Annotated in this window: 27 protein-coding genes; 7 read left to right on the top strand and 20 right to left on the bottom strand. The window is 33.5% G+C overall.

The window, feature by feature from the left end; all coding sequences use genetic code 11:
* Positions 1 to 11: 11 nt before the first annotated feature.
* The 14 genes from QZZ51_RS03405 to QZZ51_RS03340 all read right to left on the bottom strand — a co-directional run bounded on the left by QZZ51_RS03405 (position 12) and on the right by QZZ51_RS03340 (position 12295).
* On the bottom strand, positions 12 to 722 hold the full coding sequence (locus QZZ51_RS03405) for an SCO family protein (protein ID WP_291865909.1): 711 nt from the start codon (positions 720 to 722) through the stop codon (positions 12 to 14).
* Between the two features lie 3 nt (positions 723 to 725).
* A complete protein-coding gene (locus QZZ51_RS03400) occupies positions 726 to 1421 on the bottom strand; it encodes a formylglycine-generating enzyme family protein (RefSeq protein WP_291865950.1) in 696 nt (231 codons plus the stop codon).
* A gap of 94 nt (positions 1422 to 1515) precedes the next feature.
* Entirely contained in the window at positions 1516 to 2985 is a 1470-nt protein-coding gene (gene nirK, locus QZZ51_RS03395) for a copper-containing nitrite reductase (protein ID WP_291865907.1), read from the bottom strand.
* 21 nt (positions 2986 to 3006) lie between these two features.
* Complete coding sequence (locus QZZ51_RS03390; protein ID WP_291865905.1) at positions 3007 to 4344, bottom strand: cbb3-type cytochrome c oxidase subunit I; 1338 nt, start codon at positions 4342 to 4344, stop codon at positions 3007 to 3009.
* Between the two features lie 21 nt (positions 4345 to 4365).
* A complete protein-coding gene (locus QZZ51_RS03385; protein ID WP_291865902.1) occupies positions 4366 to 4803 on the bottom strand; it encodes a cytochrome c in 438 nt (145 codons plus the stop codon).
* A gap of 139 nt (positions 4804 to 4942) precedes the next feature.
* Positions 4943 to 5725, bottom strand: coding sequence for an ABC transporter permease (locus tag QZZ51_RS03380; protein ID WP_291865900.1), 783 nt, complete (start codon positions 5723 to 5725; stop codon positions 4943 to 4945).
* A complete protein-coding gene (locus tag QZZ51_RS03375; RefSeq protein WP_291865898.1) occupies positions 5718 to 6428 on the bottom strand; it encodes an ABC transporter ATP-binding protein in 711 nt (236 codons plus the stop codon). The genes QZZ51_RS03380 and QZZ51_RS03375 overlap by 8 nt, the downstream gene beginning before the upstream one ends.
* The gene (locus QZZ51_RS03370) at positions 6421 to 7662 is read right to left on the bottom strand and encodes a nitrous oxide reductase family maturation protein NosD (RefSeq protein WP_291865896.1); all 1242 of its coding nucleotides are present in this window, start codon (positions 7660 to 7662) and stop codon (positions 6421 to 6423) included. Before QZZ51_RS03370 ends, QZZ51_RS03375 begins: the two co-directional genes overlap by 8 nt.
* Positions 7662 to 7955, bottom strand: a complete 294-nt coding sequence (locus QZZ51_RS03365; protein ID WP_291865894.1) for a hypothetical protein — start codon at positions 7953 to 7955, stop codon at positions 7662 to 7664. The genes QZZ51_RS03370 and QZZ51_RS03365 overlap by 1 nt, the downstream gene beginning before the upstream one ends.
* Positions 7956 to 7958: 3 nt before the next feature.
* The gene (locus tag QZZ51_RS03360; protein ID WP_291865892.1) at positions 7959 to 8393 is read right to left on the bottom strand and encodes a nitrous oxide reductase accessory protein NosL; all 435 of its coding nucleotides are present in this window, start codon (positions 8391 to 8393) and stop codon (positions 7959 to 7961) included.
* A 96-nt stretch (positions 8394 to 8489) separates the two neighbouring features.
* The gene (locus tag QZZ51_RS03355) at positions 8490 to 9104 is read right to left on the bottom strand and encodes a hypothetical protein (protein WP_291865889.1); all 615 of its coding nucleotides are present in this window, start codon (positions 9102 to 9104) and stop codon (positions 8490 to 8492) included.
* A 97-nt stretch (positions 9105 to 9201) separates the two neighbouring features.
* Positions 9202 to 11160 carry a Sec-dependent nitrous-oxide reductase gene (gene nosZ / locus QZZ51_RS03350; RefSeq protein WP_291865885.1) on the bottom strand — a complete coding sequence of 653 codons (1959 nt, stop codon included), beginning with the start codon at positions 11158 to 11160 and terminating at the stop codon, positions 9202 to 9204.
* Between the two features lie 34 nt (positions 11161 to 11194).
* Positions 11195 to 11779, bottom strand: coding sequence for a fasciclin domain-containing protein (locus QZZ51_RS03345; protein WP_291865882.1), 585 nt, complete (start codon positions 11777 to 11779; stop codon positions 11195 to 11197).
* Positions 11780 to 11791: 12 nt separating this feature from the next.
* Positions 11792 to 12295, bottom strand: coding sequence for a cytochrome c (locus QZZ51_RS03340; RefSeq protein WP_291865879.1), 504 nt, complete (start codon positions 12293 to 12295; stop codon positions 11792 to 11794).
* A gap of 150 nt (positions 12296 to 12445) precedes the next feature.
* Between QZZ51_RS03340 and QZZ51_RS03335 the strand changes: the two genes are divergently transcribed.
* On the top strand, positions 12446 to 12877 hold the full coding sequence (locus QZZ51_RS03335; RefSeq protein WP_291865876.1) for an Rrf2 family transcriptional regulator: 432 nt from the start codon (positions 12446 to 12448) through the stop codon (positions 12875 to 12877).
* 118 nt (positions 12878 to 12995) lie between these two features.
* Here the strand turns inward: QZZ51_RS03335 and QZZ51_RS03330 are convergent, their stop codons facing one another.
* From QZZ51_RS03330 to QZZ51_RS03320, 3 genes are all read right to left on the bottom strand, one after another.
* Positions 12996 to 13817 carry a universal stress protein gene (locus QZZ51_RS03330; RefSeq protein ID WP_291865948.1) on the bottom strand — a complete coding sequence of 274 codons (822 nt, stop codon included), beginning with the start codon at positions 13815 to 13817 and terminating at the stop codon, positions 12996 to 12998.
* 11 nt (positions 13818 to 13828) lie between these two features.
* A complete protein-coding gene (gene hemN, locus QZZ51_RS03325) occupies positions 13829 to 15190 on the bottom strand; it encodes an oxygen-independent coproporphyrinogen III oxidase (RefSeq protein WP_291865874.1) in 1362 nt (453 codons plus the stop codon).
* Positions 15191 to 15304: 114 nt separating this feature from the next.
* Positions 15305 to 16657 carry a Gfo/Idh/MocA family oxidoreductase gene (locus QZZ51_RS03320; RefSeq protein WP_291865870.1) on the bottom strand — a complete coding sequence of 451 codons (1353 nt, stop codon included), beginning with the start codon at positions 16655 to 16657 and terminating at the stop codon, positions 15305 to 15307.
* A gap of 154 nt (positions 16658 to 16811) precedes the next feature.
* Here QZZ51_RS03320 and QZZ51_RS03315 point away from each other — a divergent pair, with 154 nt between their 5' ends.
* From QZZ51_RS03315 to QZZ51_RS03295, 5 genes are all read left to right on the top strand, one after another.
* Positions 16812 to 17702 carry a sugar phosphate nucleotidyltransferase gene (locus QZZ51_RS03315; RefSeq protein WP_291865867.1) on the top strand — a complete coding sequence of 297 codons (891 nt, stop codon included), beginning with the start codon at positions 16812 to 16814 and terminating at the stop codon, positions 17700 to 17702.
* Between the two features lie 3 nt (positions 17703 to 17705).
* Positions 17706 to 18785 carry an aminoglycoside phosphotransferase family protein gene (locus QZZ51_RS03310; protein ID WP_291865864.1) on the top strand — a complete coding sequence of 360 codons (1080 nt, stop codon included), beginning with the start codon at positions 17706 to 17708 and terminating at the stop codon, positions 18783 to 18785.
* Positions 18786 to 19133: 348 nt separating this feature from the next.
* The gene (locus QZZ51_RS03305) at positions 19134 to 19295 is read left to right on the top strand and encodes a hypothetical protein (protein WP_291865861.1); all 162 of its coding nucleotides are present in this window, start codon (positions 19134 to 19136) and stop codon (positions 19293 to 19295) included.
* A gap of 234 nt (positions 19296 to 19529) precedes the next feature.
* Entirely contained in the window at positions 19530 to 20288 is a 759-nt protein-coding gene (locus tag QZZ51_RS03300; protein ID WP_291865858.1) for a DUF5995 family protein, read from the top strand.
* Positions 20289 to 20302: 14 nt separating this feature from the next.
* On the top strand, positions 20303 to 20797 hold the full coding sequence (locus QZZ51_RS03295; protein ID WP_291865855.1) for a hypothetical protein: 495 nt from the start codon (positions 20303 to 20305) through the stop codon (positions 20795 to 20797).
* A gap of 225 nt (positions 20798 to 21022) precedes the next feature.
* On the opposite strand, the gene QZZ51_RS03290 is transcribed toward QZZ51_RS03295, so the two are convergent.
* From QZZ51_RS03290 to QZZ51_RS03280, 3 genes are all read right to left on the bottom strand, one after another.
* Positions 21023 to 21157: a hypothetical protein gene (locus QZZ51_RS03290; RefSeq protein WP_291865853.1), complete on the bottom strand. Its 135-nt coding sequence runs from the start codon at positions 21155 to 21157 to the stop codon at positions 21023 to 21025.
* Positions 21158 to 21287: 130 nt separating this feature from the next.
* Entirely contained in the window at positions 21288 to 21806 is a 519-nt protein-coding gene (locus tag QZZ51_RS03285) for a hypothetical protein (protein WP_291865850.1), read from the bottom strand.
* 15 nt (positions 21807 to 21821) lie between these two features.
* The gene (locus tag QZZ51_RS03280) at positions 21822 to 22583 is read right to left on the bottom strand and encodes a hypothetical protein (protein ID WP_291865848.1); all 762 of its coding nucleotides are present in this window, start codon (positions 22581 to 22583) and stop codon (positions 21822 to 21824) included.
* 423 nt (positions 22584 to 23006) lie between these two features.
* Between QZZ51_RS03280 and QZZ51_RS03275 the strand changes: the two genes are divergently transcribed.
* Positions 23007 to 23594, top strand: a complete 588-nt coding sequence (locus QZZ51_RS03275) for a DUF4202 domain-containing protein (protein WP_291865846.1) — start codon at positions 23007 to 23009, stop codon at positions 23592 to 23594.
* Positions 23595 to 23623 lie beyond the last annotated feature (29 nt).

Here is a 23623-nt window from a genome sequence, read left to right as displayed (position 1 = left end):
TATTATATTCTTTATCTAATTAATTCTTTAATTTTTAAGATTGTTTCTTTATTATCTACTCCTAATCCTTCTTGTTGGTGTATTAGCTCACCTTTAGCATTGAGCACACTAATAATATTAGAATGGGAGAAATCTATTGGCGAAATTTGTTTATACTTCATTGCTAAAACGTTAGCAAATTCCCTAACACCATCTTTTGTACCTTGTAAAAAAGTCCAATGTTCTTCATCCATTTGATTTTCCAATGCAAATGCTTTTAAATGTTCTGGCGTGTCCGTTTCAGGGTCTATACTTACCAAAACAAAATGCATATTCTTCCTATTTTCCTGTGGTAATTGTTTTTCTATATTTCGCATATCTGCTACCAGTCTTGGACATGCCGCTTTGCAAGTAGTATAAATCATAACCATTACCAACGTTTTTCCTTTTAAGTCTTTTAACTCTATAGTTCTATTTTCTTCGGTGACCCATTTAGTGGTTAAGTTAAAAATGGACTCCTCAGAAATATAATCCGCTTCCACTTTCCTTACAGATTTAGCGACTTCCATCAAATCCATTTTACAAATCTTACAATTGCCAGGTTCGTTATATGTAATATCCCCTTCGCAATGCATAGGGCATTCAAAAATGGCAACCCCATTATTTTTGGCGGCTCCATCTCTGCAAGAAAATTGCAGTAGTAAAATCCCTATAAAAATTAAAATATATTGTATGTTTCTCATTTTTTAATTTTTATCTTTTACACACCTAAAACCAAGATTTCGCATGGTATATTTTGCCTTACTACTACCACGAATAGCATATCGCATAAAGGCGGCATAGTTCATTAAATCGGTAGCTCCTATAGCTGCACTTCCGCAAAATAGATTACTATCTTTGTCTACATCTTTTCTCGATTCCCCAGATACTAATACCGAATTAAAATCGGAGGTCCATTCCCAAACCAATCCGTGCAAATCGTATACACCCCAATAATTTTTAAAAGTAGAACCAATACTATTATTATACGTTTTAGGCTTTTCATACCAACTTAAAATAAATTGATTGTATGTTTTTAAAGGTCTCGCATCAGCCAGGTTTTCATTAGCCATTGCTACATACTCCCATTCATCTACCGTTGGTAATCGTTTCCCTTGACAGTCGCAATATGCTATAGCAGCAAACCATGAAATACTAGTTACGGGTGCTTTTAGATTTTGAGAAGAATCCAATTCTATATCCGATTTCCACTGCACTAGATAATTACCATCAACAAATAATTTTTTCGCTTTTGATTTTTTCCATTTGGGATTCTTTCTAACAAATGCTACAAATTCTTCATTAGTTATTGGATACACGTCCATAAAAAAATTAGAAATAGTTACTTGTAAAGAATCTCTGCCGTATAATGGCACATAAGTTCCTCCTGTAATGAAGGCCATCTTGGATTGACAATCCGCATGGGTAGTCCAAAACAAGACAAAACAGATTCCCCATCTTACAATAGCCTTATTTACAGAACTAATATGTTCTTTATTAATGGGCATTCTTTACTTCTAAAACCATCATTTCTGTAACATTAGTTTTATTATTTCCCCAAGAATTATACACATAGGTTAAAACATCTGCTACTTCTGAATTTGTTAAGGTTTGTTTCGTCATTACACTATTATATTTGGCACCATTTACCATAATTTCCCCAGATTTACCATTAAGTACAATATCAATAGAACGTTTAACATCCGCATTTAAATAATCTGACTTTGCCAATGGAGGAAAAGCATTTGAAATACCTTCTCCGTTTGCCTGGTGGCATGCAAAGCAGGTGTTTGTATAAATTTGTTTCCCAGATGAAATTTTTTCCTGCAAGGTCTTTTTACTCTTGTTTTCAACTGTTTCTTTGGTATCCGTTGGCATGGTTTGGATGGTACCTCCTTCTGGATTATAAATCCCTTCTTGCACTACTCCAGAATAAAGTGCTTTGTTTTCTTCTCCGTTTACTTTTAACATCGCTAAAGCACCCTTATTAAACGCTCTAAAAATAGCGTGATCCACTAAAATAAATGTTCCAGGCACATCCACTTTAAAATCAACAATTGCAGCTCCTCCTGCAGGTATTGAGGTTGTCTGTACATTTTTATTTAATACAGACCCTCCTTCTATATGCACATTATCAAAAATTTCTCCAATTACATGGAATGATGATGTTAGGTTAGGACCTCCATTACCAACAAATAAACGTACCGTTTCTCCTACATTTGCAGTTATAGCGTTATCCCCTGTTAATGCACCTACTTTACCATTAAACACGACATAATCTGCATCTTCATCTATAGCCTTTTGCATATCAAAAGATTGCACGCCGGGTTCGCCGTATTCTCCTTTAGTATAAAAATCTCCTTGCATTATATAATACTCTTTGTCTACCTTAGGTAATCCTCCTTCTGGTTCAACCAAAATTAGACCATACATTCCATTAGCAATATGCATTCCTACCGGTGCAGTTGCACAGTGATAAACATATAATCCTGGATTCAGAGTCTTAAATGAGAACATTTTTTCATGACCTGGAGCAACAAACGATGATGTTGCCCCTCCTCCTGGTCCTGTTACAGCATGCAAATCTATATTATGAGGTAGTTTATTCTCTGGATGGTTAGCCAATGTAAATTCTACTTCATCCCCAACACGTGTTCTAATAAAACTGCCTGGTACCGATCCTCCAAAGGTCCAATAAACATATTTAACCCCATCGGTCATAGTTCCTTCTTTTTCAAGAATTTCCATATGAATTTTAAGCTTTTTTGCTGAGCGGTTACCAACAGGAGCTGGCACAAATGGAGGAGCAGTCAATTCTGCTTCCATTTCTCCTGAAATATGAATTTTAGAAGCATCATCTATTACCGTTGCTTGGTTATTCTTATTTTCTCTTTTACAACTTGTAATTGCTAGTATAGCCATTGCTGTAAAACCAAATACTTGAATTATTCGTTTAAAAAATTTCATAATTTAGGTTTATGGTTAGTGTTATTCTTTAATCTCTAATGCCTCATCTGTAGGGCGTCCGTATTTTATAAAATCAACTATATATAGCACAATTCCTGCTGTAAATAGAGACGCACAGATAATAAGAACTACAAAATGGATACTTATTTCGTTTTGTACTTCCATAAAATCCATTTTAAGTTTACGCTCTAAATATACTTGTACTACTCCTGCTACTCCAAAGGCAACTGTCATCCCAATCATCCCAATATTAGATGTCCAGAAAGCTGCTCTTCCTCTTGCTCCATCATACAGTTTTCTTCCTGTAAGATTAGGTAAGGCATAACTAATTATCGCAAGTACAATCATTGCATAGGCTCCCCAAAATGCTAAATGTCCGTGCATTGCTGTAACCAAAGTACCGTGCGTATACAAATTTGTTTGTGGTAATGTATGTGCAAATCCTAATAATCCTGCACCAATAAAAGATACAATTGCAGATCCTAATGTCCAGAATAAAGCAATTTTATTAGGGTGTTTCTTTTCTCCTTTTCTGTACATATTTACAGCAAACAATGCCATTGCTAAAAATGCTAGCGGCTCTAGGGCAGAGAAAATACCACCTACAATTAACCAAATTTTATTTACTCCTATGTAATAGTAATGGTGCCCTGTACCTAATATTCCAGATAAAAAAGTTAAACCTACAATTACGTATAACCATTTTTCTATAACCTCTCTATCTACCCCAGTAAGTTTTATTAATAAGAAAGAAAGAATACCTCCCATAATAAGCTCCCAAACACCTTCTACCCATAAATGTACCACCCACCATCTAAAAAAAGAATCGGATACTTGACTATCAAAAGGTATCATTCCTGGAATGTATAACAAAGCCGCAAACAAAAGCCCCATTGTTAAGACTAACGCAGTGGTAGTTTTTCGTTTTCCTTTGTATAAGGTAGCTATTATTAGTCCTAAAAAAAGAAGAACATTTACTACAACTAAATAATCTAATTGTCTTGGTATTTCTAAGAACTTACGTCCTTCCCACCAATTAAAATGATACCCTATTATAGCAGTAACACCTACTAATGCCAAGGATATTAATTGTACATAAGCGAGTTTTACACTTACTAATTCTTTTTGTGCTTCTTCTGGTATAATATAATAGGCTGCTCCCATAAAACCAGATAATAGCCAAACTACCAATAGATTGGTATGTACAGCTCTTGCGGTATTAAAAGGAATAAATTCATGTAATCCGTCCATACCAATACGGGCAAATCCCATGATAAAGCCATAGACAATTTGTAATACTAATAGTAGCATAGATAAGGCAAAAAACCAATAGGCTACTTTTTGTGATTTATATTTCATTGTGATACTATTTTGGTCGGTTTATTTTTTTTTGTCTTTAGCAAGTGGCGATACTACGGTCTCAAAGCCATTTAAGTCTATATCATCTATCCAATCAAAGAAGGCGATTAAATCTGCTGCTTCATCTTCTGAAAAATTATAGGCGACCATCTTTCTACCATTAGGTTCCCATGGTATTGGAGACATTAATACTGCCTTTACATAACCAGGACCTCTACGGTCTAATACTTTAGTTAATTCTGGCGCATAGTATGCCCCTTCCCCTAATATCGTATGGCACCCCATACAGTTATTAGCTTCCCAAAGGTCTTTTCCACGAACTACTTGTTCGGTAATTGCCCCATAATTAGTTTGATCTTGATCTTTACTAAAGGAATAGATGGTTAACCCTATAAAAATTAAAAAGGTTACCAACGTTCCTCCTAGAAAGAATGCTCGTGCTTGCTTTTTTGATAACATATTGGTTGGTATTTGTATTAATATAAAAAGACCTTTATATCTTTAATAACAAAAATACTTCTACAACCTTGCTGATAATATGATTAATATCATACTATTACATCCTTTTTAATCGTAAGTTTTAATGGTAGTAAAAAAATTAAAAATCTTTTCTTTTAGATTTATATGATAATCTCCATATAGGAATCCACGTCCAAACTACAAGTACTATAATGGAAACTATTAATCCAAAATTGGTTCCAAAGAATTTTTTGAAAACTGCTCCTGTATATCCTAAAAGGGCAGATATATCTAACTTCAATAAAATTAAAGTCCTAGATAAATCTATAGGATTAAGCATGGTAGCCGCTAGAGAAAAAGAATCTAAAGGGTATTCTTCAAAAACAATTAAGCTCAATAAAAAAAGACCGTCATAAATAACTGCCATAAATAGCCATAGTAATACAGCATAACCAAACCCTTTTATTTTATTTTCATTAGATAACGCTATATTAAACGCTAATCCAGTAAATATGAAAGTTAAAAAGGCACCTGTAATTAACAGCAGGGAAAAATCCCAAATAGCATCGCTCATAAATAGCCCATAAAGTACAAAGGGTATTCCTAAACCTAATACTAAACTTAAGGTTAAGGAAGAGGCTACTCCAAAATATTGCCCTAGAAAAATCGTTGATCGCTTAATGGGTTGTGCTAATAATAGCTCTGTAAATTCTTTAGAATTATAAAAATACATGACCCCAAAAATGGTTCCTATAAGTGGCACTAGTACTATAATTATATTCATTAAAGTAATTACTGCTTTAGATAAATCATGGTTTAAAAATAATAGCACAAAACCCAGAATTAAGTAGAATATAAAATACACATAACTCCAACGGCTACGCATTAAATCGTAAAAACTATATTTAAGAATCTTAAGCATGATCGGTATGTGTTGCTATTGCTACTATGGCATGTTCAAAATCTGTCTGATTAGTTTTAACCATCAATTCTTTGATACTGCCTTTAAAATAAATTTTCCCTTCTAATAAGTATACAATTTCATCGGAAATCTCTTCTACGAATTGCATAATATGAGATGTAATTAATATTGTTTTTCCTTTTTCTTTTTCTTTACCAATCCATTCTTTTAAATGAATTAAAGATGCTGGGTCTAATCCTGTTGTGGGTTCATCTAAAATTATTAATGGACTATCGAACATAAAAGTTAAAACAAGATTTACTTTTTGTTTTGTTCCTCCAGAAAGGTTGCTTAATTTTTTATCTAAAAAAGGTTCCAAACCAAAAAGAGCAATTAGCTTTTCTTCATCGCTTGGTTTCTGGCGTAAATCCTTAATCATTTTTATTAGTTCTTTTACCTTTAAATTACCTGGAAAATTGGCAATCTGTGGTAAGTAATCTATTTCTTGTCTGTATTGCCAACTGTTATGAATATTCTTATCCATAACAGTAATAGTCCCTTTGTTTGGCAATACCATTCCTAATATACTTTTTATTAGGGTAGTTTTACCAGAACCATTAGGTCCTAAAACGGCAAATATTCCTCCTTTGTCAATGGATAAATCCACCCCGGAAAGAACCACATTCTTTCCAAACTTCTTATGTAGATTTTCTATCTTAATCATTCCATTTTTTCATTAGCGGACGTACATCCATTAGATTATCAGGTGTAAATACAGGGGATACTTTCTCGGAAAAATCTATGATATCCATAAATAAACTTCGAAGTAAAACTATAGTTTCGGGAGTTCTATTTACAATATAAGAGAATAACTTTACAGGACGATAAGGAACATCGCCGATACCGTTTTTATCTAAATCATAACCGGTATAACTACTCCAGTAGTTATACTCAAAAACATTGTCATTTAACTTGCTGTTATACGAGAGATCAAAAGAGTTATACATGAAGTTATTATTCTTAAACACATTGGTATAACATGCTCCACGTACTTTAACAGCCCAACCATTATTTAAAAAGTCGTTCCCTTTATACTCAACTCTATTAGAGCCCTCTATATTTATACCAATGGTATTTTCCTCAAAAGTATTTCCAAATATTTCGGCATCATTTATCTCTTTTAACAAGAGACCAAAAGAAGCAGTTCCCCAGTTTTTTTTAAAAATATTGTTATGCATTTTTATCTTTTTTGAAAACATAACTGCCACTCCAGCACCATTATTTTCAAAAACATTATTAGTGTACACATCATCATTAGAAAACATAAAATGCAGACCATACCTTACATTGTTGGTACTAGTATTGTTTTCTATAGTAATATTATCCGAAAATTCTAAATAAATACCATCTCTTACATGTTGCACAATATTCTGAGTTACCTCAATGTTCTGGCAGTACCACAATTGAATCCCATTACCAGAGTTAAACTCTTCTACAGCATCTCCTATTATCTTGTTATGGTATACTTTTCCATTTTTAGATTTCTCCAGATAAATACCAAAAAATAGTTTTTCTAATACTACATTTTGTATTAAAAAATGTTGACTTTTCACTACTCTTATTGCTGCATAATCGGCGGTATAACTTGTACCTACGTTTATAATAAAAAGCCCATCTATTGTAACATTATCCGAAACAATGGTTATTATTTCTCCTTGATCTTCCCCATCAATCACAGGGTAATTTTCTCCTATAATTACCAAGGGCTTGTCTACAACAATATTAAACTCTTTATAGGTGCCTTTTTTAATACGTAAAGTATCAAAATCCGCAGCAGCCTTAACCCCTTCTTGTACAGAGGAAATAGGACATGTAGGGCAAACCGTTATGGTATTAGCTCTAATAGCAACTGCAAAAAAAAGTACGTACGTTAAGACTAGTTGTTTTACTAGCCTCATTACCTTATTATCAAGAATTTAGAATTAGCATTAGCCACAACAGAATGCTTCATCTCTTTAGGAAAATTAAAATGTTGTTGGGCTACTAACTGGTGTGTTTCATTATTTATATGAAAAGAAATATCCCCTTCTAAAACAACTAATTGAGCATCTGTTGGTGATGTGTGCTCAGGAAATATAGCCTCTTTTTCTAAGGAAATAGAAATAATTTCTAAAACTTCTGTTTTAACCACTTTACTAACTTGTAAGCCGTTATAATTTTGTAATTTAATGGTATTATTGATTTGATACATGTCTTACTTTTTAAACTTATTTTGTAATTCTTCCCAAGAATATAGCTTTCCTCCATGCTCTTCCCTTACTTTTTCTGCTTCTTCCTTTGTTTTAAAAGCAGTTAAATATTCGCCCATAGGGCTAGGGACTTCTTTACTAATTAAATAAACTGCCGTAGCTGCATCCATTAATTCTCCGGGTCTATTATAGTCATTCGCTAAAAAAAGTTTTACTTTATTACGATCTATAGTGTTTACATGGTTCATCATACACTCTATAGCATCGAACTTAAACGCTTTTCCTTTTTTAGTTACTATCTCTGAAGCATGCTGCCTATCTACAATTGTCATTTTACAAAAATGACAACCATCGGTACCATACTCAATCGGTTCAGGACTACTATTACATGCACTCAACCATACAGTAATAAGAATAACAAAACTAAATTTTGCTTTCATCTGTTATTTTTTACTTATTTTTTATCCAATGCAATATACAAAGTAACATCTGTGCTAACTCCTAATAGGATTTTATCTTTCGATAATTGCAAATAACTAATGGATAGCTTTCCATTCTTTTTTGCCTACAAAAAAGGCTATAATGGTCATAGACATACCAACAAACATCATATACCCTCCTGTATGTGGCAATGAAGTAACATCAAAATTTAATAGTTTTTTAAAACCAATTAATGGTGGTTTGTAAGACATTGGCGTGCCATCAGGATTGGTTACCTTAATAATGGCATGAGGATCAAGATTACTACCATAATCTAAAAGCCATTCATTAAAATCATACATTCCCAAAAGTCCTAAAACAGACATAAAAATAAACCAAAACAGAAACCACTTGTAACTTATTCTACCTATAAATCCTAAAAAACCAATTATAAATCCTAGGGCTACCATTCCTCCTATTACTTTAGGAAAAGTCTGAAATTCCCACATTTCTTCTGGTTTAGGAATTGTTTTCATACCAATATAATGATTTAATCCATCAATATTCTGAATATCGAATTCTGAAACTCCTTGTATCCCTGTTATATGGATGTTCATACCTAATGGTTCAGGGTATTGAGGCGCCCCCAACATAATGTTCCATAAAGGAAAAGAGTACAGCCCTAGTAATAAAAGGGACCCAAGCATCATTAACACTCCAGCTTTCTTCATTGTATTATTATTTAATTGATTAAATAAAAGCAGGATGGTTAATTAAACCAAACCTGCCTTTATTATAGAAAACATATATACTGCTTTTTTAATATTTTTATTCTCCTAGAGACCAGGATAATTCTAGATTAGAACTTGCAGGAGAAACTCTAATATACCCTTGCATTTCTTGGTGTAGTGCTGAACAGAAATCTGTACAATAGAATGGCCATACACCTACCTTTTTTGGTTCCCAAGTTAACGTTCTAGTTTGTCCAGGTGTAATTAATAACTCTGCATTATTAGCACCAATCATAGCAAATCCGTGAGGCACATCAAAATCTTGTTCTAAGTTCGTGATATGGAAAAATACTTTGTCTCCAACTTTAACACCTTCAATATTATCTGGTGAGAAGTGACTTCGTATCATGGACATATAAATATGAACATTTTTACCGTCTCTAACTACTTTAGTGTCTGCATCGCTTAACGCCTTTTTAGGGTGCTCATTTTCTGCTAACTTGTAGATTTTTTTAGAGTTCTTTTTAATAATTTCTGCTGGGATTGCTGCTGCATAGTGAGGCTCCCCATGAGTAGGGAAATCTAAAAGTAATTCCATTTTATCTCCAGAAATATCATATAATTGCGCAGAGTGTTCCATTTCTGGGCCAGTTGGCAAATATCTATCTTTTGTTATTTTGTTCATTGCGAACATGTATTTACCAAAAGGTTTTGCCGAGTTTCCTCCAGGAATTGTTAAGTGACCAACAGAGTAATACGTTGGTTTTCTATCAATAACTTCCCATGTACCTAATTTCCATTTTACAACTTCAGAAGAAATAAAGAAAGTAGTATATGCATTTCCTTTACCATCAAACTCTGTATGTAAAGGCCCTAAACCTGGTTGCTCTACAGAACCTGCTAAAACATCTTCAAAGTTTAAGATAGGAATACCATAAGCATCGCCATCAAACTTTTTATTCTCAATTGCATCTATCATTTTTGTAAATGAATGTACCGTTAAGTTCGCTGATAATTTACCATTACCCACAATATACTCTCCAGAAGGATCTACATCACAACCATGAGGTGATTTTGGTGTTGGTAATAAGTATACAGCTCCAGGAACCTCTGAAGGGTTAACTACACGTACTTCTTTTTTCATGGTAGAAGTTGCAGTATGCGTTCCTTCATCATATACGTTATGTGCATAATCTGCTGGCATCATTGTACCACCACCATTATTTACGTATTCTTCAATTTTTTTCCAGTTAATAGCTGCAATAAAATCTTTATCGTTTTGAGACGCATTAACCTCTAAAAGTGAGTTAGCTTCTTCTGTATTATATGTTGTAAAGAAGAACCAACCATGAGATTTTCCTCGTCCAGGGTGTGATAAATCATAATTAAAACCTGGCATTAGAACTTGGAATTTAATATCCATATGTCCATGTTCTGGATCTACAGAGATAAAAGATAAAGCCCCTTTAAAGTTTCCTTTATAATCTTTAATAGACATATCTTTTTGTGGAATTGGCACAGAAAAACGTGTTCCTGCAACAACATACTCCGTATTTTCTGTAATAAAAGAAGAACTATGGTTACCCGCACTATTTGGAACTTCAATAATTTCTTCCGTTTCAAAAGTTGTTAAACTAACTCTCGCTATACGTGGTGTGTTGTTTCCATTAATAAATATCCAACGACCATCTAATTCTCCTTTAGTTTGAGAAATGTCTGGATGATGCGAATCATCCCAAGGAATGAAGCCATAAGATGTTTCTAACATAGGCTTGGTTTCTTCCGAATACCCATAACCATTTGTTGGGAATTGAGAGAAAACAGGAATTTCTTTAAACATTCTTCCTGAGGGTAGGCCATAAACCGTAAGGTTACCACTATATCCTCCAGATATAAATGCGTAATGGGAGTCGTGTTCCCCAGGAGCCACATAAACCTTTTCTGCCGCACTAGAAGACAAAGCCCCATTGGCAGAATTATCTCCCTTGGGATTGCAACTTGTTAATACCATTGCAAAGCCCAATAAGGCAATAATAGAATAGCTTAATTTTTTCATTTTTATTTTTATTTTGTATTTGTTGTTTTAGTTTTTACTCTGTTGGGGGTAACATAACCTTGTCTACTACATGTACAATTCCATTACCTGCAGGTATACTTGCAATAATTTTAGCTCCACCAACATAAACGTCGCCATCTTTAACTTCTACAACTACGCTTTGGTTATTTGCTTGTCCCAACTTTTTAAATTTCTTTAAAAACTCTTTGCTATAATTTCCTGGAGTTACATGGTATTTTAAAATATTTGCTAAATCATTTTTATTCTCTGGCTTTAACAAAGTAGCTACGGTACCCTCTGGAAGGGCATCAAAAGCAGCATTTACTGGAGCAAAAACCATTAATGGCCCTGCATTCACTAATGCATTTTCTAAACCCGCAGCTTGTACTGCCGCAACTAAAGTTGTGTGGTCTTTGGAACCAATAGCTATATTAAGCACGTTAGGCGTAGATTCATCATCTGTAATAAAGGCTTGCCCTGTTTTTTTAGTCTCTGTTTTTACCGTTGTGCTTTGTGCTTCTCCACTTGCTCCTGTTTTAGCTTCATTTTTACAGCTAACCATACTAGTTAACAAAAAAAGAGAGCCTACAAATAATTTTAAATTGGTTGTTATTTTCATAATATTTGGTTGTTATAATGTTCTAAAGTATTCTAAAACTTCTCTAGCTTGCTCCTCGGTAAGACCTTGATTTGCCATTGGAGCTCCATTAAATTCCATTAACAATTCTTTTGCTAATGCATCCTCTTTTACCATTCCTTCTGGATTAAGAATCATATTCATTACCCATTCCGGAGATCTTCTTTCTAAAATTCCATTTGGCGGTGGGCCAATAAATTTTTTGCCAATTCTATGGCAAGCCAAGCACATTTTATTGTAAATATCTTCCCCTTTGGCTGCTAAAGCCTTATCTACTTCCGCACCTAAGGTTACCGATTTTACAGGCCCAACTCCTTTCGTTGTAAGATCAATTTTTTCAGACGCCTTTACAGTAGTTGCGGCTTTAGTTTCTTTCTTTACCGTTGTGGTTTTTTGCCTGTCTACACTAAAACCTTCTTTTTTCTTTTCTTCCTTTCCTCCACAACTAATAATTAGTAGTGAAAATACAAGTACTATACTCTTAAATACAATTTTCATTTGTTACGGTTGTTATTAAATTATACCTCAAAAATAATTGTGTCAGCAAGCTTAAACTATGACAAATGTCATATTTAAGACTAAAACGTCTTTTTATATTTATTCCTTTTTATTAGATGTTTAGTATTTTCACATTCCATTAATTATATTATGCTTTCGAACTCTTCAAAATATGCTCTTAAAGCCGTTTTATACCTTGCATTAAACTCGGATGAGAGCCGTAAAATATTAGCAAAAAACATTAGCGAACCCATTAATGTTCCTAGAGCTTATATTGCTAAATTATTACAAGAACTATCTCGTCACAACCTAGTATCTTCTACTCGTGGTCCTAAAGGAGGGTTCTTTTTAAATGTAGAGAATAGAGCTGCCACCTTAATAAAAATTGTAGATGTAATTGATGGAGATCATCGATTAAGATCTTGTATGCTAAGTTTAAAAGAGTGTAATGAAGATCACCCTTGTCCTTTACATGGGTTGGTTGGAAATGCAAAATCAAATTTTATAAAAAACTTAGAAAAGACTACTATCAATGACTTAGCAATAGATTTAGAACAACAGAAATCTTTCTTACCAGTATAAATTTATACTCTTTTTCTTGTTATTAAGTATTGTTCTACGCTTTCATTTTTTTACAAAAAAAAAGGGAAGCCAACTACAACCTCCCCTTTACATCAACTAAAATTATATAAATAAATCACTAAATCCTAAAGGTAACTACGGGCACATTAGAGTGGTTTGCAATATCCTCTCCTATACTACCCATAAAAAAGTGTGATAGCCCTTTACGTCCATGTGTAGGAATTCCGATAATATCAGCACCGCTATTATCACTATAATTTAATATTCCTTTCTCTACACTATAATCATTATAAATCTTTACTTCTGCTCCTATACCTCCTTTTCTTAAGAATGTATTTATGCGTTTATAGGCATCCGAAGTACTTAAAAAATCGTCTCCTGGAGTATTTATAAAAACTAATTCTAATTTTGCTTTTAACATATCTGCAAAATCTTTTGCTTTTTTATATGCTACTAGACTTTCCTCCTTAAAATCGCATGCAAAAACAAAATTGTCTATTTTAAAATCTACATGTTCTTTTTTAATTACCAATACTGGTATATCTGCATTCCTAACTACTTTTTCTGCATTAGAGCCAACAAATATCTCTTTTAATCCGTCGGTACCATGAGAACCCATTATAATTAAATCGGCTTTATTCTCGCTAGCCACTTCATTTACTTCACTAAAAACTTTAAAATGCTTTATAATTGGAGTTAGCTTAACGTCTTTTAAATAGTCTTTACTCAAAAAGGCGTTAAATCTTTTTTCTGCAAGTTTTAGAAAAAATACAGTTTGTTCCGGATGCATTCCTCCTTCTGAAGAAATCATAGCTTGGTTCAATTCTAGCATATGTAATGCTAATACTTCTGAATCGTGTTTTTTAGCTAATGAAACAGCTACTTTTAAAGCATTTTCGGATTGTTCGGAAAAATCTATAGGTACTATTATTTTTTTCATCATACTAAAATTTAAATTGTCATTGAAAATAAGCGCGTTTCTGGTGCTTTTCTGTGTAAAAGAACGTCAAAAGCCATACATATATTGCGTATAAATGGCTTCCCTTCTTGTGTTACTTGCAGTGTATTTTTCGATATAATCACCAATTGATCCAACTGCATTTCTTGCAATTTCCCCAGTACAGTCTCTATATCTTTAAAATACGAGCTTTCACTAGACCATGAGGTCTGGTATGTACACATAAGGTTTAAAATGTGCTTCCTAATTATTTCATCTTCCCTAGTTAATATATGTCCTCTATATATTGGTATTATTTTATTTTCTACTAAGTGGTTATATTCTTCTAAGCTTTTTACATTTTGCGCAAAGCTATACCAGCTATCGCTAATACTAGAAGCTCCTAAACCTACCATAAGTTGGGTTTTAGATGCCGTATATCCCATAAAATTACGGTGTAATTCACCTATATCCATAGATTTATGAAGACTATCTGAAGGCAAGGCAAAATGATCCATACCTATTTCATTATAACCTACTTCTATTAATAACTTCTTCCCTTTTTCATACTGCTCTCTCTTCTCCTCTGCAGATGGCAAATCGACATCTTTATATCCTCTCTGACCATTGCCTTTTAACCAAGGCACATGGGCATAACTATAAAAAGCTAAGCGATCGGGCCTAAGCTCTTTTGTCTTTAAGATTGTCTCTTTAACATGTTCTAAAGATTGAAAAGGTAATCCAAAAATTATATCGTGCCCAACGGAAGTATATCCTATTTCTCTGGCTACTTCTGTGGCTCTCTTTACATTTTCAAAGGGCTGTATTCTATGTATTGCTTTTTGTACTGTTTCGTTATAATCTTGAACACCATAACTAACTCTTCTAAAACCAACATCATACAATGCTTGTAAATGTTCTCTTGTAGTATTGTTTGGGTGGCCTTCAAAACTAAATTCGTATCCTTCTGCTTTCTCTGCTAGCTTAAAAATGCCATTTATAAGCGTTTTTAAATTTTCTGGAGAAAAAAAAGTTGGCGTACCTCCACCAAGGTGTAATTCTTTTATTCTTGGCCTTTCCGAAAACAAATTGGTATACAACTCCCATTCTTTTAGGAGTGTTTTTATGTACGGAGATTCTACTTCATGACGTTTTGTTATACGTTTATGACAGCCACAAAACGTACAGAGACTCTCACAAAAAGGCAAATGTATATATAAACTTATACCTTCTTCTGCATTACTTTCAGTAAAACTCTGCGCAAGGGTAGTCTCCCATTTTTTACCAGAAAACGTATCCATGTTCCAATATGGAACTGTCGGATAGCTAGTATACCTAGGCCCTGGAATATTATATTTTTGAACTAAACTGCACATACCTGTTATTTACACTGCAAAACTAGGCGCATATCAAAGTAAAAAACATGATAAATATCATAAATGAATGTTGTACGTCTAAAACTACATCATTGCATTACTAGTGTGTTTATCCTAAAAAGTGTCTTTCACCCAATTGTACGGTTGTCGTTTTATCCACATACCGCGAGTAAAATCTGGAAAATCTTGTGGCGCTCCATTATTCTCTATAGATAGTTCGGAAAGTGGTGTTACAGCGCTCCATGCTGCAGCATCATATGCGTCTAAAGGTGGTGCTATTTTTTCTTTGGCAGATTCTACAAAGGCATTAAGCACAAAAAAGTCCATTCCTCCATGACCTGCATTCAAAGCATATTCTCCATACTTTTTCCACAACGGGTGGTCATATTTTTCTAACCAAGAATCTGCAATATCCCATTTATGGGGTTTAGATTCTCCTTCTATATACATTCTATTACCATCTACTTCCCAAAGTCCATTAGCACCTTGCACTCTAAACCCTAAGGAATAAGGTCTTGGTAAATTGCAATCGTGGGTTATTATAATCGTCTCCCCATTTGCCGTTTCTATGGTAGACGTTATAACATCTCCTTGCTTAAATTTTACGGTAGCATTGGGGTGATCTTCTCCTCCATTCTTAACAATATAATTATGTAGACCAATAGATTTAGTCGCACTAGAAGTCATAGATACAAATCGGTTTCCTCTATTTATATTGGCCATAGCGGCAATGGGCCCTAAGCCATGGGTAGGGTACACATCTGCATTGCGTTTTACCGAATGTTGGGTTCTCCATTTAGCCTCAGAAATTGCTTTGTCTCCAAATTCTACACCTCCACCATAAGGTTGCTTTCCGTTATTAAATTTCACATGTCTTAAATCGTGCTGATAGCCACATCTAAAATGAACCAGCTCCCCAAAAACATTCTGCTTTACCATATTTAAAACGGCAAGAACATCTCTACGATAATTTACATTCTCTAAAATCATCATATTGGTACCTGTGGCTTCATGCGTATTTACCAAATCCCAACATTCTTCTATAGTGTTCGATGCGGAAACCTCAACACCTGCATATTTTCCTGCCTTCATAGCATCTACCGTCATTCTGGTATGCCATAACCAAGGTGTGGCAATAACTACAGCATCTACCTCTTTTAATTCTAATAAATTTCTATAGTCGTAATCTGAATTTCCAAATACTTTTGGAGCCTTACCTCCTGCCTTTTTTATAAGGTCTTTGGCCAGGGTTATTCTAGCGGCATCTACATCGCAAATTGCGGTAACATTTACATCTTTACGGGCTAGTAAATTGGTAAGATGATTGGTTCCTCTTAACCCAACCCCAATTAATGCTACATTTAACTTATCCGCAGCACTAACCCTACTAAAAGATAGATTTGGAGCCAATAATAGCCCTGTTCCTAAAGCAGCTGTATTCTTTATAAATTTCCTTCTTGTACCCATTAAAGCGGTGTTTTATTATACAATAATCTATTTGTTCTAAAATTCTTCTAAAATTACAAAACAAAATATAAAATTTAACGTTAAATTTCCATGCTAACCGAATTTTAAAATATCTTTATACTAGTAAAAAATTACTTTTTAACATTTTTAAATTATGACATTATTATTGATGGCAGCCGGACGCGGAAGCCGATATGGGAAGTTAAAACAGTTTGATGACTTGGGTCCTAATGGAGAGCTTTTAATGGAATACAGCATTTTTGATGCTATAGAAGCTGGGTTTACCCAAATCGTTGTTATTACCCAAAAAGACAAAGTGGATTTTACACATAACCACTTGGATGAACGTATTCCTGAGAATATAGATTTAGATGTAATTTCTCAAGAAACCTTAGACTTACCTTATGGCGTTGGTTTTTCGGGTGAAAGAGAAAAGCCTTGGGGAACCGCACATGCAGTATGGTCTGCTCGCCATGTTATAGAAAATCCTTTTGTAGTATTAAATGCGGATGACTATTATGGTAAAGATGCGTTTATAAATGCCGCTAATTTTTTAAATAACCCGGAAAATGAAAATAGCTACGGGCTTGTAGGCTACACCTTAAAAGATACCTTATCTAACAATGGCTCTGTCTCTAGAGGAATCTGTAAAATAGACGAAGACGCAAATTTAATAGCCATTGATGAACATATAAAGATTCAAAAGAACGGCAGTACTATAACCGATACTGTAACCGGGAATGTTTTCTCTGGAGATGAGTTATGCAGTATGAATTTTTGGATTTGCCAACCCGAAATATTTGAAGCTATAGAAGAAAATTTTATTACTTTTCTAGAAGATGAGCGCTTAATTAAAAATAGTGAACTTTACCTACCATTAATCCTAAAGAAAATAATGGAATCTGGAGAAAGCCCTATTAAAGCGTTACATTCTAAAGGACAGTGGTTTGGTGTTACTTATGCCGAAGATCGAGAAGAAGTGGTACAAGCTTTAAAAGAAAGAACTGAGAAGAAGGAATACCCTGCCCCACTCTGGCAAGACTAGACTATGCAAAAGTATACGGACACCACTTTACAAGCGATAATATCTCATTTTATAGAAGGAAGCAAAAACTATAGTTTTTCACCTTTAATTAATGGATTAATTAACACTTCCTTTTTAGTGGTTACCAATACTGCGCCCAAATACATATTGCAACGTATAAATACTGATGTTTTTCCGAATGTAGATGGGTTAATGCAAAACATAACAAATGTTTTACATCTTTTAGAACATAAGGAATATGCTAAAATTGAATTTCTTAAAACAAAGGACAAACAAGCATACGTTACTACAAAACAAGGAGCTTGGCGGATAATGACCTATATAAAAGATAACGTTGTTTACAATACTACTACCAACCCACAAATTGCATTAGAAGCAGGTAAAATCATAAGTATTTTTCATTACCAGCTACAAAAAGAATACGCCAAAGATTATACAGATACTATTCCCGATTTTCATAATTTAGATATACGGAGAAAACAGTTTGTACAAGCACTAGAGTCTACGACCGAAAAAAGAAAAGAGATAGCCAAAAAAGCATTGAATTATACGCCTACTTTTTTCCAAGTTTTAGCCCCTTTGCAAAATCCGAAACTACCCGCTCGGGTTTGCCATAACGACACCAAATTAAATAATATCTTATTTTCTACATCTAGCAACAAAGCGCTTTGCCTAATAGATTTAGACACCGTTATGAAAGGATATTTCTTTTATGATTTTGGGGATGCCGTTCGTACTATTGTAAACACAGCTCCCGAAGACGAAAAAGACCATACAAAAATAACCTTCAACAAAGATTTATTCACTGCTTTTATACATGGCCTAGAGTCTAACTCTGGCTTTTTATCCGCAGCCGAATTAAAAACCTTACCACTAGGAGTCGTTTTTATGCCTTTTATTCATGGATTAAGAGCATTGACAGATTATCTAAATGGAAATATCTATTACCAAGTTACTTATGAAAACCAGAATTTAGACCGTGCCTTGAGTCTATTTAATTTTGCTGAGAAAGCACTTGCCGAAATAGATTTTATCACCAAAGAAATTACCCCTCTTAATAAAAGACTATTACTTAGTTCCTAGAACCATATCTATCTTTTTAAAAAATGTTTTAGATGCTTCACAAACCAGAGCAGATATACTCTGCTGAAAGCTCTACAAAATGGATGGATAGAAAAGCGATACAGCTCATCTAAAAGCAAACTTAAAGAACCTAAATTTTACTATTAGTTACACATCTAAAAATGTAATTACCAACATTGTTAATCTTTAATACTTCCACATAAGAACAGATGTGCAACTGTATAGCCTTTATTAGAATAAATCCCGTACAGAAACACAACCCATCTTCCAGATTAAAGAAAATATTTGCCCTGTACTACATTCATTAATAACCTGTAATCTATTCCATTAAGCAGGTTTGTTAAAAAATTGACTAACTTTAATCAAGAAAAGACACATACCCTGAATATGTATAGAAAAGGAACCTCTTTTGAATTTAAAGTCAGCAAAGAAAATTTTAATTTTATGGAGACCTGGTTCGAAAAACCTACCGATACCGAAATGCAAAATGGCATTATAATAACAGAATAAATTGTTTAACTTACAGTATATTAAAGTTCCCCTATAAAGAAAAATGCAACGTATTACCAAAACCTATGGTTATGAAACTAGGAGCATTTAACGATATAAGAGATAATCAAAAGAAAAAGGAATTATTATTCATAAGAAAACAAACACTACAAGTACTGGCTCTGCAAGTTTTATGATAACCAACCCCGACGAAAACCCTATCTTATTATAGCCAACATATATAGTTTAAAAAGTATGACACCAAAACCTACCACTATTTCTGAGGTACTAGCGGAACTAGATCTTATAATAGAAGATGCCATAGCAACCAATGACCGCTTGGGTTTATTCGCTTATATTTATAGAAGAACCACAGCCGAAATTTTAAAAGAAGTACAACTAGGTAATGTTCAAAACAATGCCCAATTAGAGCAAATGGATGTAGCTTTTGCTAATTTATATTTAGAAGCCTACCATGATTTTAGAAAAGGTAAGCCAGTAAGTCAATGTTGGGAATTTTCTTTTCGTTGTAAAGAAGAACCACTTACTATTCTTCAACACATAATGCTAGGTATTAATGCACATATAAATCTAGATTTAGGTATTGCTACTAGCGAAACCATGGAAGGCAAAGCAATAAAAGATATTGAGAACGATTTTAACGCTGTAAACACCGTTCTCTTTCAAATTACCAATGAAATGCAAAAACGTTTAGGAAGAGTCTCTCCTTTACTTTTTCTATTAGATGTTGTTGGTTTAAAATCCGATGAAAAAATAATAGATTTTAGTATGCGTAAGGCTAGAGAACAATCATGGAATAGTGCTACCTTCTTGCATGTTATACCAGTAACAGAAAAGAAAGAGGCTATAAAAGGTATCGATGATGTAGTTTTGGCACTTAGTACTATTATAAAAGCCCCAAAATCTTTTCTTATACGAACAGGGTTAAAATTTATTCGCTTTTTTGAGGAAAAAAATGTGGGCAAAATTATTAGCAAACTAAAAGAGAATTAAAATATTTTTACGTGATGGAAAAAGAAAATTCTAAAAAAAGCCTCCTACCAAAAATGATTATTTTGGTTTTAGTCATATGGGTATTATCCGTTATTTTTATTCTATTTGGGCTTGATAACTGGTCAGACAGAGGAACGTTTGGCGATTCTTTTGGAGCCGTAAATGCGTTATTTTCTGGATTTGCTTTTGCTGGATTAATCTACACTATTGTTTTACAAAAAGAAGATTTAAAAATGCAGAGGAATGAAATAGCTCTGAATAGAACAGAATTAAAAAAATCTGCTATCGCTCAGAAAAATTCCGAAAAAGCTTTAGAAGAACAAGTACAGCAAATGAAAATAGCTGCCCGATTAAATGCTTTAAAAACATTAATCGATTATTATAATATTCAGATTTCCTACCCAAATAACCCTCCAGAAATAATAACCAAAGCTAAACTTCGCAGAAAAGAGGCTATTCAAGAAATAGATGCTCTTATTGATCGTATGGGCGATGATGATTTTGATTAAAAAAACTAAATTATGCTCCTTTGTTTTTAGAAAGCTACAGCACCTTTTTAATTTCCTTTTTACACATCAAATTAAAACGATGTGTTCCTACCCTACGCTTGCTATCCTCTAATTTTTTTATTCGTTAATCCAGACAAAACCAACCCTAAAATTCTTTACTGATAAGATTAAAAAAAATCCTTTTCATCCTTTTTACTAGCTCTTCTAAAGAGTTTTTAGAAGGATTTACAAGTAAGTAATTTCTCCGCTAAAGTACTTCCTGATTTTAAAAACACACTCTTCACAATCGTGCATAGAAAGTATAATGGCCATTCCATTCATTACTGGCATACGTAAATTTGGCACTAAATATTTAACCATAGCAATAGCCTCTTTCCCATTGGAGGCTCCCCTATTACGACTAAGTTATATTTAAAAATAAAAAAGCCGATACAACAGAATAAAATAAGTTGTGGCGGTCCTACACCCAAGGAATAACGTGTAAACACTTTTATTTAGTTGTATTTAAAAACTTAGGTTTAATCGTTAACATAACCCAAACCCAATTCTGACTATCAGCGGCATTAGCCTCTGTAACTCCTTTAAGCTCATACATACCATCGCTAGCAAATAATTGAGAATACCCAATACTTAAACCATACCCATTAAATTGCTGCGAAAAAACTAAATCTATTTCTGTTCCTAAAAATTTTTCTCCACTTGGTAATTCTTGTTCTCCGCTAAAGTTTAATGCCTTAACTAATAAGCTAGATTTTTTTCCTAATTTAAACTTTACGCTTACATGAATATCTACTAAACCAACAGAATTAGCATGGTTACCTACATAAAAATAATCCATAAATCCATTGAATTTATGATTAGTTCCATACAATGGAAAAAAGGCTTCCGTTTTATTTGTTGTACTAGCATCATTTCCACTTATTACCTCGACACCAGCTCCTAATCCTATTTTCTGTGAAGCTTTTAAGCTTAAATCTAATCCTAATAAATAAGCACTACTGACATCCACAGAACCTTGTCTTTCTCATGATTGTAAGTATGCATTAAAATCTACACCAAATTCACCTTGCTCATATCCTAAATGCGTACCAACGGTAAGTAGGTTGCTTAAACCATCTGGCGTAGTACCATCCGTTTCAAAATTTTGAAAACCATTATTCAGTATCAAAAAACTCCCTGAAAAAGTATCTCCACTTTGTTTTAAGTAAGCATACTGCATTGTTTTATAGCTAAAAAAGCCCGTAGTGTTATATGCTGTACCAACCGACTGAAAACCAGCAGGGTTACCAGTTGTTGTAGAAAAATCTTGATTATAAGCCAACCCTATATCTGCTTTAAATTTTCCTTTACCATATTTTAAAAGAGCAGCATCATGACTACGTGCTTGTTGCGCCCAACCTACAGCTCCCATAATACGCTGATTATCATAAACAATAGCTTGTCTATCTAATTTTGTAGAGAAACCTTCTCCTAACTTAAGATCTGCCCAAGCTTCAAATAAAGAAAAAGAGTTATTACTATCTTCTGGTTTTAATTGTCTATTTTCTCCCCAAACAAGCACATCTTGTAAGCTTAAATAAAAAGTGTACCCTTCCGTTTTATAACCTGCATTTAAGCGTATTCTTGTAGATACTGCAAAACTTGCGTCGGCTGCATCTGGTATTATAGAACCATATCCGTTTCTATACTCCGTTCTTGGCCGAAATTCACCATCTAAGGTAAATTGAGAGTATCCCAAGTGAATACTAAATAAGGCTAATCCTAATAGTACAAATTGCTTTTTCATAATCGATTGTTTGATATAAATTTAAGCGCAAAAATATTTTATTTACCTCCTTACTTTTATGACAGGCATCATATTCAATTCTACTCTCTCTTTGGTTACAAATTTTATTTCTAGGGCTAGAATTCCTAACAATATAACAAATCATCAATTATAAAATAGTCTCCAGAAACTGCAACCGCAAAGAAACACAGGGAAAGACTAAAGAAGCAATCCAAAACCTTCGCATTGGAATACTTTTTTTATTTGTACTTTCTTACAACATTAGACTCTATAGATAAAGCGTAAGTTTTGCTATAGAAATTAAAAACTGATGAAAATATAAACGATACAGAAAATCATATTGTGACATATCTTGTAAAAATAGAAGATGCTTTTGTGTATATTGGTTTTTCTGAATAGTTTTGACACTAATTCCATACCCATATGGCAACTTTAGATAAATTACAAAAGGCTTTTTCTCTTTTTGATACAGCAAACGAAAAAGACCCGAATAAAGAATTATATCAAGGAAAAACCTACGCTAAAGAAGTTCTTTATGCCACTAGGATGACCAATAAATTAAATACATTTATACCTAATGCTTCAGAAGCGTTACAACTTACTGCTCGTTGCCAACATATATGCAGATGGGAAATTGCTAGGGACTCGTATGACATGAACCGAACTGGTTATTTAAAATGGCGACAAGATTTAAAAAAACACCACGCCAAGAAAGCGAGTTCTATTTTAAATTCTATCGACTACGAGCCTAAAGTTATTGAACAAGTTGCTTTTCTGTTAGAAAAAAAACAACTTAAAAAGAATAAAGAAACCCAGATTCTAGAAGATGTGATTTGCTTGGTTTTTTTAGAGTATTATTTTGAAGTATTTGCTCAAAAATATCCCGAAGAAAAATTAATAGATATATTGCAAAAAACATGGCGAAAAATGTCTAAAAAAGGACACGAAAGTGCTTTAAAACTCCCTTTTTCAGATTCCTCTTTAGCATTAGTTACCAAAGCTTTAAGTTAAAAAATATAGTGATGGACATACTACTATTT

Source organism: Maribacter sp., assembly GCF_016744255.1.
Classification (GTDB): Bacteria; Bacteroidota; Bacteroidia; order Flavobacteriales; family Flavobacteriaceae; genus Maribacter_B.
This window is presented reverse-complemented; position numbering and strand designations above follow the sequence as displayed.

Bases quoted from the DNA above. Each gene is read 5' to 3' on its own strand.
- QZZ51_RS03405 (WP_291865909.1), bottom strand. From the start codon at position 722: ATGAGAAACATACAATATATTTTAATTTTTATAGGGATTTTACTACTG.
- QZZ51_RS03400 (WP_291865950.1), bottom strand. From the start codon at position 1,421: ATGGCCTTCATTACAGGAGGAACTTATGTGCCATTATACGGCAGAGAT.
- nirK (WP_291865907.1), bottom strand. From the start codon at position 2,985: ATGAAATTTTTTAAACGAATAATTCAAGTATTTGGTTTTACAGCAATG.
- QZZ51_RS03390 (WP_291865905.1), bottom strand. From the start codon at position 4,344: ATGAAATATAAATCACAAAAAGTAGCCTATTGGTTTTTTGCCTTATCT.
- QZZ51_RS03385 (WP_291865902.1), bottom strand. From the start codon at position 4,803: ATGTTATCAAAAAAGCAAGCACGAGCATTCTTTCTAGGAGGAACGTTG.
- QZZ51_RS03380 (WP_291865900.1), bottom strand. From the start codon at position 5,725: ATGCTTAAGATTCTTAAATATAGTTTTTACGATTTAATGCGTAGCCGT.
- QZZ51_RS03375 (WP_291865898.1), bottom strand. From the start codon at position 6,428: ATGATTAAGATAGAAAATCTACATAAGAAGTTTGGAAAGAATGTGGTT.
- QZZ51_RS03370 (WP_291865896.1), bottom strand. From the start codon at position 7,662: ATGAGGCTAGTAAAACAACTAGTCTTAACGTACGTACTTTTTTTTGCA.
- QZZ51_RS03365 (WP_291865894.1), bottom strand. From the start codon at position 7,955: ATGTATCAAATCAATAATACCATTAAATTACAAAATTATAACGGCTTA.
- QZZ51_RS03360 (WP_291865892.1), bottom strand. From the start codon at position 8,393: ATGAAAGCAAAATTTAGTTTTGTTATTCTTATTACTGTATGGTTGAGT.
- QZZ51_RS03355 (WP_291865889.1), bottom strand. From the start codon at position 9,104: ATGAAGAAAGCTGGAGTGTTAATGATGCTTGGGTCCCTTTTATTACTA.
- nosZ (WP_291865885.1), bottom strand. From the start codon at position 11,160: ATGAAAAAATTAAGCTATTCTATTATTGCCTTATTGGGCTTTGCAATG.
- QZZ51_RS03345 (WP_291865882.1), bottom strand. From the start codon at position 11,779: ATGAAAATAACAACCAATTTAAAATTATTTGTAGGCTCTCTTTTTTTG.
- QZZ51_RS03340 (WP_291865879.1), bottom strand. From the start codon at position 12,295: ATGAAAATTGTATTTAAGAGTATAGTACTTGTATTTTCACTACTAATT.
- QZZ51_RS03335 (WP_291865876.1), top strand. From the start codon at position 12,446: ATGCTTTCGAACTCTTCAAAATATGCTCTTAAAGCCGTTTTATACCTT.
- QZZ51_RS03330 (WP_291865948.1), bottom strand. From the start codon at position 13,817: ATGAAAAAAATAATAGTACCTATAGATTTTTCCGAACAATCCGAAAAT.
- hemN (WP_291865874.1), bottom strand. From the start codon at position 15,190: ATGTGCAGTTTAGTTCAAAAATATAATATTCCAGGGCCTAGGTATACT.
- QZZ51_RS03320 (WP_291865870.1), bottom strand. From the start codon at position 16,657: ATGGGTACAAGAAGGAAATTTATAAAGAATACAGCTGCTTTAGGAACA.
- QZZ51_RS03315 (WP_291865867.1), top strand. From the start codon at position 16,812: ATGACATTATTATTGATGGCAGCCGGACGCGGAAGCCGATATGGGAAG.
- QZZ51_RS03310 (WP_291865864.1), top strand. From the start codon at position 17,706: ATGCAAAAGTATACGGACACCACTTTACAAGCGATAATATCTCATTTT.
- QZZ51_RS03300 (WP_291865858.1), top strand. From the start codon at position 19,530: ATGACACCAAAACCTACCACTATTTCTGAGGTACTAGCGGAACTAGAT.
- QZZ51_RS03295 (WP_291865855.1), top strand. From the start codon at position 20,303: ATGGAAAAAGAAAATTCTAAAAAAAGCCTCCTACCAAAAATGATTATT.
- QZZ51_RS03290 (WP_291865853.1), bottom strand. From the start codon at position 21,157: ATGGTTAAATATTTAGTGCCAAATTTACGTATGCCAGTAATGAATGGA.
- QZZ51_RS03280 (WP_291865848.1), bottom strand. From the start codon at position 22,583: ATGAAAAAGCAATTTGTACTATTAGGATTAGCCTTATTTAGTATTCAC.
- QZZ51_RS03275 (WP_291865846.1), top strand. From the start codon at position 23,007: ATGGCAACTTTAGATAAATTACAAAAGGCTTTTTCTCTTTTTGATACA.